Origin of the sequence: Cryobacterium sp. MLB-32, assembly GCF_000738085.1 — a bacterium.
GTDB lineage: Bacteria > Actinomycetota > Actinomycetes > Actinomycetales > Microbacteriaceae > Cryobacterium.
Genome location: NZ_JPRS01000025.1, coordinates 1 through 13,143, shown reverse-complemented (window position 1 = coordinate 13,143; position 13,143 = coordinate 1). Strand labels below are relative to the sequence as shown.

General features: G+C 65.2%; 11 protein-coding genes. 1 reads left to right on the top strand and 10 read right to left on the bottom strand.

Features of this window, described 5'->3' with window-relative positions:
* Positions 1–10: 10 nt before the first annotated feature.
* From JF66_RS04665 to JF66_RS04640, 6 genes are all read right to left on the bottom strand, one after another.
* A complete protein-coding gene (locus JF66_RS04665; RefSeq protein ID WP_369797951.1) occupies positions 11–1,312 on the bottom strand; it encodes a S8 family serine peptidase in 1,302 nt (433 codons plus the stop codon).
* Positions 1,313–1,344: 32 nt separating this feature from the next.
* The gene (locus JF66_RS04660) at positions 1,345–1,875 is read right to left on the bottom strand and encodes a DUF501 domain-containing protein (RefSeq protein WP_035875761.1); all 531 of its coding nucleotides are present in this window, start codon (positions 1,873–1,875) and stop codon (positions 1,345–1,347) included.
* Positions 1,872–2,351: a septum formation initiator family protein gene (locus tag JF66_RS04655; protein ID WP_051973123.1), complete on the bottom strand. Its 480-nt coding sequence runs from the start codon at positions 2,349–2,351 to the stop codon at positions 1,872–1,874. The genes JF66_RS04660 and JF66_RS04655 overlap by 4 nt, the downstream gene beginning before the upstream one ends.
* 101 nt (positions 2,352–2,452) lie before the next feature.
* Positions 2,453–3,733: a phosphopyruvate hydratase gene (eno, locus tag JF66_RS04650; RefSeq protein ID WP_035875757.1), complete on the bottom strand. Its 1,281-nt coding sequence runs from the start codon at positions 3,731–3,733 to the stop codon at positions 2,453–2,455.
* 87 nt (positions 3,734–3,820) lie between these two features.
* Positions 3,821–5,074 (bottom strand): histidine--tRNA ligase, encoded by a 1,254-nt coding sequence (gene hisS / locus JF66_RS04645; RefSeq protein WP_035875756.1) that lies wholly within the window; start codon positions 5,072–5,074, stop codon positions 3,821–3,823.
* Positions 5,075–5,145: 71 nt separating this feature from the next.
* Positions 5,146–5,868 carry a MazG family protein gene (locus JF66_RS04640; RefSeq protein ID WP_051973122.1) on the bottom strand — a complete coding sequence of 241 codons (723 nt, stop codon included), beginning with the start codon at positions 5,866–5,868 and terminating at the stop codon, positions 5,146–5,148.
* A 149-nt stretch (positions 5,869–6,017) separates the two neighbouring features.
* On the opposite strand from JF66_RS04640, the gene nhaA reads away from it, so the two are divergent.
* On the top strand, positions 6,018–7,397 hold the full coding sequence (gene nhaA, locus JF66_RS04635; protein WP_035875755.1) for a Na+/H+ antiporter NhaA: 1,380 nt from the start codon (positions 6,018–6,020) through the stop codon (positions 7,395–7,397).
* Between the two features lie 73 nt (positions 7,398–7,470).
* Here nhaA and mfd read toward each other — a convergent pair whose 3' ends face one another.
* The 4 genes from mfd to JF66_RS04615 form a co-directional block, all read right to left on the bottom strand.
* Positions 7,471–11,097, bottom strand: coding sequence for a transcription-repair coupling factor (gene mfd / locus JF66_RS04630; protein WP_035875754.1), 3,627 nt, complete (start codon positions 11,095–11,097; stop codon positions 7,471–7,473).
* A 104-nt stretch (positions 11,098–11,201) separates the two neighbouring features.
* On the bottom strand, positions 11,202–11,786 hold the full coding sequence (gene pth, locus JF66_RS04625; protein WP_081882143.1) for an aminoacyl-tRNA hydrolase: 585 nt from the start codon (positions 11,784–11,786) through the stop codon (positions 11,202–11,204).
* Between the two features lie 38 nt (positions 11,787–11,824).
* Complete coding sequence (locus JF66_RS04620; RefSeq protein WP_035875751.1) at positions 11,825–12,418, bottom strand: 50S ribosomal protein L25/general stress protein Ctc; 594 nt, start codon at positions 12,416–12,418, stop codon at positions 11,825–11,827.
* 238 nt (positions 12,419–12,656) lie between these two features.
* Positions 12,657–13,143, bottom strand: a 487-nt coding sequence (locus JF66_RS04615) for an enolase C-terminal domain-like protein (RefSeq protein WP_035875749.1), incomplete at its 5' end; no start/stop codon positions are given.

The window sequence follows — 13,143 nt, the reverse complement described above, 5'->3', positions numbered from 1 at the left end:
CAAGTACTGACTACTTGCGGCGAATTCGCTTGATATGCCGAGTGGCGCCGATGCCGAGCAACCCTAATAGGATACCAAATCCCACGAGCACGGCGAGCGGCAGGGTGATATAGGTCAATGTGAGCTGGGTGGGAAGCCAAGCCGAGGCGATGTCCTGGGTCGGCGGAACCGGATCCTCCGACGGAATTGTCGGCTCGGCGACGGACGGGGCCTCGGTGGGCTGTACCTCGATCTCGGCTCGGCGATGCAGGTGGATCCACTCCTGCAACAGCTCGGCAGGCGTCTGGCCGGTCATGGTCGGCACCCACCCGGTGACGGCTGCATTCGCGTCGATGAGTCCGTTCCCGTAGATGGGACTCGGCGTCGTCTGGCCGTTCGGATTCGCTGATTCGATCACTCGACTCATCACCTCGGCCGCGTCAAGGTTCGGGTGGGCAGCCCGAACGAGGGCGACAAGCCCGGAAACGAGCGGCGCTGCGGCACTCGTTCCATCCCAGAGCACATACCCGCCGCCCGGTACGGCACCGACGAGTTGCTCGCTCGGGGCCGCGACAGAAATCGTGATGCCCTGCGATGAGGCGTCAAAGCTCGCCGTCTTCTCACGGTCCACACCGGCAACCGTGAGCACGCCGGGAATCGTGGCGGGAGCACCGACCTCGGTCGTGCCGCTCCCCCGGTTACCCGCTGCAGCAACGACGACGACATCGTGCTCGAAGGCGTAGAGGAAAGCCGAGTCCCAGCTCTCCGGCCAGAAGAGGGTGTTGCGGGTGAGAGACATATTGATCACGTCAGCTCCGTTGTCGACGGCCCACCGGATGCCCTCGGCGATTTGGTCGTCGTTGCTGACCGTCGAGGCCGAGTCTCCGAATGCCACGGACACCGACAGGATGTCGGCCTCCGGGGCGACGCCGATCATTCCGGTCCCCTCCCCGGTTCCGCGCCCCGCCAGGAGCGAGGCAACCATGGTTCCGTGACCGCTGTCCTGTTTGTCGCTGCCGACCGGCGTCTGCCCTCCTGGCGAACCCAGACCCGAGACATCCGCTCCCCCGACGACCGCTCCGCTCAGCTCAGCGACGGTGCTGTCCACCCCGGTGTCGATCACCGCGATCGTGACGCCGGCGCCTCGGGTGGTGTTCCACGCTTCAGTGAACCCGTAATCGGCCAGCCAATATTCCAGGTCTCGGATCTGATCGGCTCTGGCCGGCGGGGCGTCCAGGACCACGGAACCACCGACAACGGACATGGCCAGAAGCACGCCGATGGCCGCTCCCATGCGCCGCCAGCTCGGTGTCACTCGAGAGAGCGCTGCCACTCGAGAATTGTGTACCGCTCGGGAGCTCTCTGTCACTCCGGAGCCGAATCCGCCGCCGAATAGTCGATGCACTCGCACACGGTAGGCGTCCAGGTGCAGCGGGCCAGGGCGAGGTCGCCGATCGGGTTGACTCCCGGACCGGCGGCCAGGGAATGAGCTCCGAGGGCATGCAGACATTTGACCCGATCGGGCATACCGCCGGAGGAGATTCCCGCGACCTCCGGTACGTCTCCGAGCAGGGCACGGTCGGCCAGGAAACTCTCATGGGCCGACCGGTATGCCGCACGGACCTGCTCGTCGTCGGCGAGAAGCTGGTTGTACTCATTCATGACCTGGGTGGCCTCCAGCTGCGAGAGCGCCGCGGTCGCTGCGGGGTGGCACAGGTAATACATCGTCGGGAACGGCGTGCCGTCAGCCAGCCGCGGCGCCGTGGCCACCACCGTGGGCGCTCCGCAGACACAGCGGGCGGCGATGCCGACCACGTTGCGCGCGGGGCGGCCCAGCTGGGCGGACACCACGGCGATATCAGCGTCGGTAAACGGCTCAAAGGGGGGTCTGGTCATTGTGCTGCCGCTTTCGGTGCAAGACCGGCCGTCATCGTGGAGGCGAACAGGGACGCCAGCCAATCGATCTTCGTGTCTTGGATGGTGGGGCTCACGGGTTCCGTCTCGGCCGTACCGGCGATCGGTGCGGGCAAGTCGTTGATCACGAGGAAGCTGATGTCCCCCGGCCGAACGTAGGAGAGGCGGTCCCGGGCCTGTGTGGTGATGTAGGTGCGATCGTTCCAGCGCTCGCGCTCGGACTTCAGCTGGTCCACCTGAGCCTGTTGCTCCGAGACGTCGGCATTCAGGGCGCTGATCTGCTGGCGTTGTTCTGCATAGGTGCGCAGACTCGGTGCCAGAATCACAACAGCCAGGACGAGGATCACCATCATCACCAGGGAAAACCCGGAGAAATGGATGCCGCGCAGCCAGCCACCGACGGGTGTTTCCGTCGGTCCGGTGGCAGGGAGCTTCCGGTCGGAGGATGTGCTACCCACTGGGGCTCCCTTCGTCGTTCTCGTCATGCTGTTCGGTGTCGTGCTCGGTGAAAAAAAACGGGGCTCCCGACCGGCTCAGCCGGATCAGGAGCCCCGGCGGGTTACGCGGTGAAGCGCGGGAAAGCCGAACGGCCCGCGTACACGGCGGCCTCGCCCAGCTCTTCTTCGATGCGCAGAAGCTGGTTGTACTTGGCCACACGCTCGCTGCGGGCCGGTGCACCGGTCTTGATCTGACCGGCATCCGTCGCGACCGCGAGGTCGGCGATGAAGGTGTCCTCGGTTTCACCCGAGCGGTGCGAGATGATCGCGGTGTAGCCGGCGCGCTGCGCCATCGACACGGCGTCCATCGTCTCGGTGAGCGTGCCGATCTGGTTGACCTTCACCAGGATCGAGTTCGCGGCCTTGAGCTCAAGGCCCTTGGCCAGGCGTGCCGGGTTGGTGACAAACAGGTCGTCGCCGACGATCTGCACCTTGTCGCCGAGCTGCTGCGTGAGGTGCACGTAGCCGTCCCAGTCATCTTCTTCGAGCGGGTCTTCGATCGAGACCAACGGGTACGCCGCGACGAGCTCGGCGTAGTAGGCGGACAGCTCTTCGGCGGACAGCTTCTTACCCTCGAAGTTGTACGAGCCGTCGGAGAAGAACTCACTGGCCGCGCAGTCGAGGGCCAGGGCGATGTCTTTTCCGGGTACGTAGCCGGCGATTTCGATGGCCTCGACGATCAGGTCGAGGGCCGCGCGGTTGCTCGGCAAGTTGGGGGCGAATCCGCCCTCGTCACCGAGGCCGGTGGACAGTCCCTTGGACTGCAGCAGTCCCTTGAGCGCGTGGTAGGTCTCAACGCCCCAGCGGAGGCCTTCGCTGAAGGACTCTGCGCCGAGGGGAACGATCATGAATTCCTGGATGTCCACGTCGTTGTCGGCGTGCGAGCCACCGTTGATGATGTTCATCAGCGGCACCGGCAGGGTGTGCGCGTTCGGGCCGCCGAGGTAACGGAACAGCGGCAATCCGGCCGAGCTGGCGGCGGCCTTGGCGACGGCCAGGCTCACGCCGAGGATGGCGTTGGCGCCGAGGCGCTCCTTGTTGTCGGTTCCGTCGGTCTCGTTGAGGACCATGTCGACGATGCGCTGGTCGGTCGCGTCGATGTCCTCGACGGCAAGGCCGAGCTCCTCGATGACCGAGTCAACGGCATTGAGAACACCCTTGCCGAGGTAGCGCGACTTGTCTCCGTCGCGCAGCTCATACGCTTCGAACACTCCGGTGGACGCTCCGGACGGAACTGCCGCACGGCTGACGGTGCCGTCATCCAACAGGACCTCAACCTCAATGGTGGGGTTGCCTCGGGAATCGAGAATTTCGCGTGCGTCTACTGCCTCAATCAGGGCCACAACTGTCTCCTAAATCTGGGGGGTGGTGGTGCGTGATACATCGGTCAGTCTAACCAAACCCGGTGATACCGGACTGTGCCGCTCTGGTCAGGTCCCGAGGTCCTTGAATTCAAGTTCGGCCGCAGTCGTGGTGTCATTCCCCACAAAAGCAAAACGTCCGAAGCCTGCTTCGGCGGCCCGGTCGAGCAGCGCCTTGAGATTCTTGGTGCGGCGTTCGAGCCGCACGCGCAGCCCGTCGGCCACGAGCGCGGTCTTGAGGTTCACGAGCTGAGCGGGATTCGCATCGGGATTGTGCACGAGAACGACGGCACGGGCAGTGGATGCGTCATCGGCGCCGAGCAGGTCGACGATGCGTTCAAAGCCGATCGAGAACCCGCACGCCGGAACATCCGTGCCCAGAAAACGGCCGATCATTCCGTCGTAACGACCGCCCCCGCCGAGTGAATAGCCGAGGGTCGGGTGGGAGATCTCGAAGATTGTGCCCGTGTAGTACCCCATTCCACGCACGAGCGTGGGATCGAAGACGAGGTCGACTCCGGGCATGGCCGCGCGGAGGGCGAGCAGATCGGCGAAGGCCGTCTGGTCGAGCCAGTCCGGGGCTTCGGCCCCGACGTTCCAGCCCGATCCGCCGAGCGTGTTCACGGTATCGGCGATTCCGGCCGTATCGACGCCCAGGCCGGCGAGCTCGGCGACGACGCCGTCCACGCCGATTTTGTCGAGCTTGTCGATCGTGATGAGCGCGCGTTCGGACAACTCGGGGGCAATCCCCCAGTGGCCGAGCATCGTCGTGAGAATGCGGCGGTCGTTGATGCGGATGGAACAGCCGGTGAGTCCGAGAGCATCAAGGGTGGCCGCGGTCGCGGTGATCAGCTCGATCTCGGCGAGGGGGCCCGCTTCACCGATGATGTCGATGTCGCACTGCACGAACTGACGGTAGCGTCCCTTCTGCGGTCGTTCCGCGCGCCAGACGGGCGCGATCTGGATGGCACGAAAGACCGTGGGCAGTTCCGCGCGGTGCGTGGCATAGAACCGTGCGAGCGGAACTGTCAGGTCGAAGCGCAGACCCAGGTCGGCGAGCGACAGAAGGTCGTCCGCGGCCACGGCGGCAGCGACATCCGTCGCTTTGAGCCCTCTCTTCATCACGGCGAAGGCGAGTTTCTCGTTGTCACCGCCGAGCCCGGAATGCAGCCGGGCGGCGTCTTCCATGACCGGGGTCTCGATCTCGTCGAATCCGTGGGCGGAGAAGCTCTGACGGATCACCCCGAGAGCATGTTCCCTGGACGCCTTGTCGGCGGGGAGGAAGTCACGCATGCCACGGGGAGGGGTTACAGGTGTTGCCATTCCCCAATTCTGTCAGGTCAGCGGCGGGCCGCGAGCGCTGCGGGACGACACCGGGTCCGGACCGTTTCGGATCAGTCCCGAGCCAGCCCGATGATTCCCGCATCGAAGGCGTCCACATCCGCCGCGCGCACGGAGTTCGGCGACATGGAGGCCTCGGCCTGACGAATCTCACCCTGCAGTCCGCGGAGGGCGCTGCGCAGCGCACGCTCGGCGTCGAGGCCCTTGGCTCTCGCCGTGGACACAATGGCCAGCAGCAGGGGGCCGAGCTGGTCCTCGCTGTCGATCGGCAGCGGGAAGGCCGCCTCCGGCTCGATCAAGCCGATCTTCTCGGCCCGGCCGAGCACCTTGTCGGCGAGAGCCAATGCGGGCATTCCTAGTGGGATGCCGTCGAGCACACTCGTGCGCTCTGGCTTCTCCTGCGCCTTGAACCCGTCCCAGGCGGCCGACACATCGGAGGCCGTATCCAGCCTGAGATCTCCGAAGACGTGAGGATGCCGCCCGATCATCTTGGCGTTCATGTGCGCCGCGACATCCTGGATGTCGAAGTCTTCGCCAGCAGTATTCTTGGCCAGGTCGGAGTGAAAGAGCACCTGATACAGCACATCTCCCAGCTCTTCCAGCAGGTCGTCACGGCTGCCCGACTCGATCGCCTCGACGAGTTCGTGGGACTCTTCGACCAGATATTGCACGAGGGACTCGTGGGACTGGTCGGCGTCCCACGCGCACCCGCCCGGCGCGCGCAACCGCGCGACGGTGGCAATGAGGGTATCGAGAGAACTGACGGTTTCTGTCACGGGAAATCTCCTTCGTCCCTCCCAGCTTAATCCTGCGGCAGGCCCCCCGTCTGGGTCTATTCAGGAGGGCCGTGTATTCTAGCCGTGGTGAGCCGGGAAGTCTGGTCGGCAGTTCGATATTTAGCGCCAAAAACTTTGAGGACCCGTACGTGCCCAAAAATTCGCCTGCTCCCGTTTCTCCCGCCAACCGTCCTGACAGGTCCGGCCCTGTACTGCGTCGTGGCAGCTTTCTAGAATTCCAGCGCATCTCACTCATCCTGCGCAAGGAAACCGTCGGCGGCGCCATCCTGCTGGTGGCCACCCTGGCCGCCCTCATCATGTCGAACACGCCGTTCTTCGCCGACGCCTACTTTGCGTTCCGTAATCTCCAGGTCGGCTACGAGCCGTGGCATCTCAAGCTGAGCCTCGGCACCTGGGCGGCCGATGGCTTCCTGGCCATCTTCTTCTTCCTCGCCGGGCTGGAGCTCAAGCGTGAATTCGTCGCGGGAGACCTGCGCAGCGTCAATCGCGCCATCGTTCCGGTGGCTGCGGCGGTCGGCGGCGTCATCGTTCCGGCCATCTTCTACACCCTGATCAACCTCAACAGCGGTTCCGATGCCCTGCGCGGCTGGGCGATCCCGACCGCGACGGACATCGCCTTCGCCCTCGCCGTATTGGCCGTCATCGGCAGCAAGCTGCCCGCCGCCCTGCGCATCTTCCTGCTGACCCTGGCCGTCGTCGATGACCTCCTGGCCATCGCCATCATCGCGTTCTTCTACACGACGGACATCGCCTTCGTGCCGCTGCTGGTCGCGATCGTTCCGCTCGCGCTCTACTGGATCCTCACGCACAAGTACTCCCACTTCTTCGGGACCCGGGCCTTCGCCGCGTGGGCCGTCCTGCTGCCGATCGGCTTTGTCGTGTGGGCGCTGGTGCACGCCTCGGGCGTACACGCCACGGTGGCCGGCGTTCTCCTCGGATTCGCCGTTCCGGTGCTCCGCAGCGCACGAGGCGGCGGGCCGGATGCCGGACCCGGCCTTGCCGAGACGCTCGAACACCGCATCCGCCCGTTGTCATCGGGGTTTGCCATTCCCGTCTTCGCGTTCTTCTCTGCCGGGGTGGCGATCGGCGGAGCCGAGGGCTTCATGCGGGCCATCACCGACCCGGTCTCCATCGGCATCGTTGTGGCACTCGTGGTGGGCAAGCCGGTCGGCGTGCTGCTCGCGACCATCATCGTCACGAAGACGACCAAGGCAGCCCTCGACCCCGATCTGGCCTGGATCGACGTGGCCGGGGTGGCCCTTCTCGCCGGGGTGGGGTTCACCGTGTCGCTGCTCATCAGCGAGCTCGGCTTCGGTCAGGATAGCCCGCATGACGAGCACGCCAAGATCGCCATCCTGATGGGATCGGTGCTCGCGGCGTTGGCCGCGACGGTCGTGCTCCGCAGCCGTAATCGACACTATGGTCGCTTGGCGGCAAAGGACGCTCTGGACGCCGACAACGACGGCGTTCCCGACGTGTACCAGACCGAAAAGCAGGCCGAGAAGTAGGTCAGTCGAACCGCAGAAGGCCCCGCCGCTCATCGAGCGGCGGGGCCTTCGTGTTGTGCGGGTGTGTGTGGGCCTACGTGGCCGAAACCGCGACCTCAACCGGGCGCGGGAAGATCGCGCCGAGAAGCGTGTCGGTCCAGGCGATGAGCGTAGCGTCATCGACCGGGCCGCTCGTGCGCGGGTCGGTGCTCGTGCGCGGCAGCGGCACGATGAGCGCGCCGTTCGTCGGCGTGTACTTCGCACCGGGGTACATGCGGCGCAGCCGGATCTGAATAGAATCGGCGAGGTCGGCGGAGGAAATCCGAAGATTGGAGCCCATCGCGACGACCTCGCTCAACCCGGCCTGTTGCGCCTGCCAGCGCAGTCGCGAGACGGCCACGAGGTTCCGCACGGGCGTGGGCGGGTCGCCGTAGCGATCCGTGAGCTCGTCCAGCACGAGGTCGATCTGGTCGGCCGTGGCGGTGGGTGAGCTGGCGCTCGAGAGCTTTTGGTAGGCCTCCAGGCGCAGCCGCTCGCTGTCCACGAAGTCGTGGGGGATGTGCGCGTCCACCGGGAGTTCGAGCCGCAGCTCGGTCTGTCCTTCCGCAACGTCGCCACGGAAGGCGCTCACGGCCTCGCCGATCATGCGCAGGTAGAGGTCGAAGCCAACCCCCGCGATGTGTCCAGCCTGTTCACCGCCGAGCAGGTTGCCCGCGCCACGAATCTCGAGGTCCTTCAAGGCCACCTGCATGCCGGCGCCGAGTTCGTTGTTGGCCGCGATCGTCGACAGGCGATCGTGCGCCATTTCGGAGAGCGGCTTGTTGGCGTCGTACAGAAAGTACGCGTAGGCGCGTTCACGTCCGCGCCCGACACGCCCGCGCAACTGGTGCAGCTGACTGAGTCCGAACTTGTCGGCGCGGTCGATGATGATCGTGTTCGCGTTGGCGATGTCGAGCCCGGTCTCGATGATCGTCGTCGACACGAGAATGTCGAACTTACGCTCCCAGAAATCACCCACGACCTGTTCGAGCTGCGCCTCCGGCAGCTGGCCGTGCGCCACGGCGATGCGAGCCTCCGGCACCAGTTCGGCGAGCTGCGCGGCCACGCGATTGATGCTCGTCACCCGGTTGTGCACGAAGAAGATCTGGCCCTCCCGCAACAGTTCACGACGAATGGCCGCGGCAACCTGCCGCTCGGAGTACGGGCCCACGAACGTCAGGATCGGGTGGCGGTCCTCCGGAGGGGTGGCGAGCGTCGACATTTCCCGGATGCCGGTGACGGCCATCTCGAGGGACCGCGGAATCGGTGTCGCACTCATCGCGAGGATATCCACGTTGGTCTTGAGCTTCTTCAGCGCGTCCTTGTGCTCCACTCCGAAGCGCTGCTCCTCATCGATGATCACGAGCCCGAGGTCTTTGAAGATGATCGACGGCGAGAGCAGGCGGTGCGTGCCGATGACCACATCGACCGTTCCATCGAGCATTCCGGCGATCGTCTCGCGGGACTCCTTCTCGGTCTGGAAACGGGATAGGGCCCGCAGGTGCACGGGGAAACCGGCAAACCGCTCCTTGAAGGTCTCCATGTGCTGGCTCACGAGCAGGGTCGTCGGCACGAGCATGGCGACCTGCTTGCCGTCTTGAATGGCCTTGAACGCGGCGCGCACCGCGACCTCGGTCTTGCCGAATCCCACGTCGCCCGAGAGCAGGCGGTCCATCGGAATGGGCCGCTCCATGTCGGCCTTCACCTCGTCGATGGTGGTCAGTTGGTCGGGCGTTTCCACGAACGGGAAGGCTTCCTCGAGTTCGCGCTGCCACGGTGTGTCGGGAGCGAAGGCGTGGCCCTTGCTCGCCATTCGGGCCGAGTAGAGCTTGACCAGTTCGACGGCGATGTCGCGCACGGCCTTGCGGGCCTTGGTCTTGGCCGATGACCAGTCGCTGCCGCCCATCTTGCTCAGCGCCGGCGCTTCGCCGCCCACGTAACGCGAGACGAGGTCGAGCTGGTCAGTGGGAACATACAGCTTGTCTCCCGGATGCCCGCGCTTTGACGGCGCGTACTCGAGCACGAGGTACTCGCGCGTGGTCTTGATCGGGTTGCGCCCGCCGCTGGACACCTCGCGCTGGGTGAGTTCAAGGAAGCGCCCGATGCCGTGCGTCTGGTGCACGACATGGTCACCGGCCTTGAGCTGCAGGGGATCGACCACATTCTTGCGCCTGCTGGCGAGTTTCTTCACCTGTCTGGCGTCGTAGCCGGCGGTACGTCCATAGAACTCGGATTCGCTGATCAGCGTGAGCTTGTTCTGCGCAACCTCGAAGCCGTGGTCGACACCGGCCTTAAGCAGGTAAGCAATACCCGGTTCGGGGTCGTTCGGCCACATGTCGACCACGCGGGCCGGCAGTTCGTGCTCGGCGAGCACCTGCGCGGCGCGCTCCACGAGGCCTGTGCCCTGTGCCACGATCCCCACGGTCCAGCCGTCTTTCAACCGTGCGGACACATGCCCGACCGCGCCTTCCACGTTGCCCTGGAAGCTCGGCACCGCGTCCGCGTCGATGCGAATGGTGAGGAGTTCGTCCATCTCCCGGTGTTCCGGGAGGGTCTCGACGTCCGTGGGTGCGGCCTGGAACGTGCTCAGGGTCCACCACGAGTGGCCGGATGCCGGCGCGCCCGGACGCGAGTAGGTCACGGAGTCCCGCAGGCGACCCAGCGTGAGGAAGTCCCCCGACTCCAGGTCGATGGGCGAGTCGGCGCCGGCCGTGGCGGCGCTCCACGCCGCCCCCAAAAACTCCCGGTTGGTCTCGGCCAGGCTGATCGCCCGGCTTGCCACACGCTCGGGTGAGATCACGGCGACGGCAGCCCGGGCGGGCAGATAGTGCGTGACGGGCACGAGACGGTCGACGAGCGCGGGCGCGAGACTCTCCATGCCCTCCACGGGGATTCCCTCGGCAATCTTGGCGAGCATGCTGGAGAGACTCGGAAACTCGCTCTCCATTTCGCGGGCACGTTGGCGCACGGCGGGGCTCAGCAGCAGTTCACGACTCGGCGGAAGGCTCACGGCGTCGACCGGTTCGGGGAGCGAACGCTGGTCTGCCACGGAGAATTGGCGGATCTGGTCGACCTCATCTCCGAAGAATTCGATGCGGAACGGATGCGAGGCCACGGGCGGGAACACGTCGAGGATTCCGCCGCGAACAGCGAACTCACCGCGCCGGGTCACCATGTCCACGCGGGCGTAGGCGACGTCCACAAGTTGCACGGCGATGGCTGCGAGGTCGTGGCCGCGTGCCGAGACCCGCAGCTCGATGGGCTCGTAGTCGGTGAGGTTGTCGGCCACCGGTTGCAGGGCTGCGCGCACCGAGGCGACGACGATGAGCGGGCGTCGGTCACCGACGGACGTCTCTTCCCACTCGCGCATGCGGCGCAGGGCGTGGAGCCGGTTGCCGACGATCTCGGCGCTCGGGCTCAGCCGCTCGTGCGGCAGGGTCTCCCAGGCCGGAAAGTCGATGATCTCCGCGTCACAGGCGAAGGCTGCCAGGTTGTCGCGCAGCGCTTCCGATTCGCGGCCGGTCGCCGTAATCACGAACAGGGCCTGGGCCTCGTCGCTGCGTTGCTCGAGGAGCGCAGCCAGCAAGGGCGCTCGCAGCCCCTCCGTGAGTGAGAAATCGGCGTCACGGCTCGCATAGGCGAGGGCGCTATCGAACGTGGAGGCGCGCTTGAGCGCAGCGATTAAGCCTGAAGGATCACCGGTCGAGTCTACGCAACCCCGCTGACAGCCGCATCCTGATCTCGACAGCCGCTCGGATCGAGCCCGTCCAGATCAGGCCGCGACTGTCAGGAGGGGGCGTGGAATCGTTGCTGGGCCGCGGTGAGCCCGTCGCTCGCGATGAGATCGATCGCGTCCGTGGCATCCGTGAGAATGTTGGGCAGCACGGCGCGCTCGGACGACGTGAAGTCGTGGAGTACGAAGTCCGCGGCCGGCTGCCGGCCGGGTGGACGGCCGATGCCCATGCGCACGCGGATGAAATCTCCCGTGCCCGTGGCGGCGATGATGTCGCGAAGGCCATTGTGGCCGCCGTGGCCGCCACCGACCTTGAGTTTCAGGGTATCGAATGGAATGTCGAGGTCATCGTGCACCACGATGAGGTGCGACGGCTCGAGCGAGTAAAAGCGCAGGAGCGCCGCAACGGGGCGTCCGGACACATTCATAAAAGTGTTGGGTTTTGCCAGCACAAGCTTCGGGCCGCCGGGCGCGCTGCGACCTTCGGCGACCGATGCCGCGGTCTTGTGATTCTTGAAATTGGCGTGCAGGCGCTCCGCCAGCTGGGCCAGCACCATATGGCCGACATTGTGGCGATTACCGGAGTAGTCGGGCCCGGGGTTACCGAGCCCGACTACCAGCCAGAGATTCTCGTCCAGTGGAATCCTCCGCTTACGACGGAACCAGAAGGGGATGACTACGCGGCAGGCGTCTCGTCGGGCTCGGGAGCGGCAACGGGAGCTTCCTCGCCACGCGGCGTCTGCACGTTGATGACCAGGGTGTCGGGCTCAGAGATGAGCACGGCGCCGGCGGGCAGCTCGATCTCGGACGCGTGAATCTGCGCGCCGTCTTCGAGGCCCTCGATCGAGACCGTAAGGCGCTCGGGGATGTCGGTGGCCTCGACCTCGAGAAGAAGGGTCTTGGTGTCGAAGTCGGCCAGCGTTCCGGGGAAGGACTCACCGGTCATGTGGATCTGAACCTCAACCTGCACCTTTTCGCCCTTACGCACGACGATGAGGTCGATGTGCTCGACGATGGCGAGGAACGGGTCCTTCTGAACGTCCTTCACCAGAACGAGCTGGCTCGTGCCGTTGATGTCAAGGTCGAGGATCGCGTTCGCGCGGCGCAGCAGCAGTCCCATGCGGTGCGAGGGAAGCGACACGTGCACGGGCTCGGTGCCGTGGCCGTAAATGACGGCGGGGATCATGCCCAGCACGCGCAGCTTGCGGGCCGCACCCTTGCCGAACTTCTCGCGCAGTTCAACGGTTACCTTGTTGATCTCTTTAGCCATGATGTATCTCCTTGCGAACCCTATGGGTCCTGATCGTTGTCTGGTGCAGCGTCGTTGTTTGGTGCTGTCAACTCGAACGCATGTCAGCGTGAGGAAAAGCCCAAAGTCTCGTCCGCCGCGTCGATAACGGATGCCTGTGGCCCGGTTTCCCGGGCAGGCGGCATCCCTCGCCGAAGTTCAGTTCCCAACTTTACACGTTTCGCGGGCCCGGCGCAGCTCGGGCGTGTCGCCGACGGCCCTACCAGTCGTGAACGGTTCCGTCGGCCAGTCGATTGAACGGCAAATATGCCGTTTGGTAGGGGTACTTTCCGGCTTCATCGACGTTCAATTCCACACCGAGTCCCGTCTTATTGCCGGGGTGCAGATATCCGTCGGTAAAGCTGAACGATTGGTCGAAGACGCTGTTGGTGGCATCGCCGTGTTGCATGTACTCCTGGATTCCGAAGTTGTGGATCGCAAGGTCGAGGTGGAGGGCGGCAGCCATCCCAACAGGCGAAATGTCGGTCGGACCGTGAATGCCGGACTTGATCTGATATTGGGCCGCATAGTCCAGGATCTTCTTCATCGGGGAAATGCCTCCGGTGTGGGTCACAGCCGACCGCACATAATCGATGAGTTGATCCTTGATCAGCGTCTGGTAATCCCAGACGGTGTTGAAAACCTCACCGATGGCAAGAGGTGTGGTGGTGTGCGAGCGGACCAGCCGCAGGGCATCCTGGTTTTCA

Excerpts from the sequence above, each read along its gene's own strand:
- hisS (WP_035875756.1), bottom strand. The coding sequence starts at position 5,074 with ATGGCAACACCTGTAACCCCTCCCCGTGGCATGCGTGACTTCCTCCCC.
- JF66_RS04620 (WP_035875751.1), bottom strand. The coding sequence starts at position 12,418 with ATGGCTAAAGAGATCAACAAGGTAACCGTTGAACTGCGCGAGAAGTTC.
- JF66_RS04660 (WP_035875761.1), bottom strand. The coding sequence starts at position 1,875 with ATGACCAGACCCCCCTTTGAGCCGTTTACCGACGCTGATATCGCCGTG.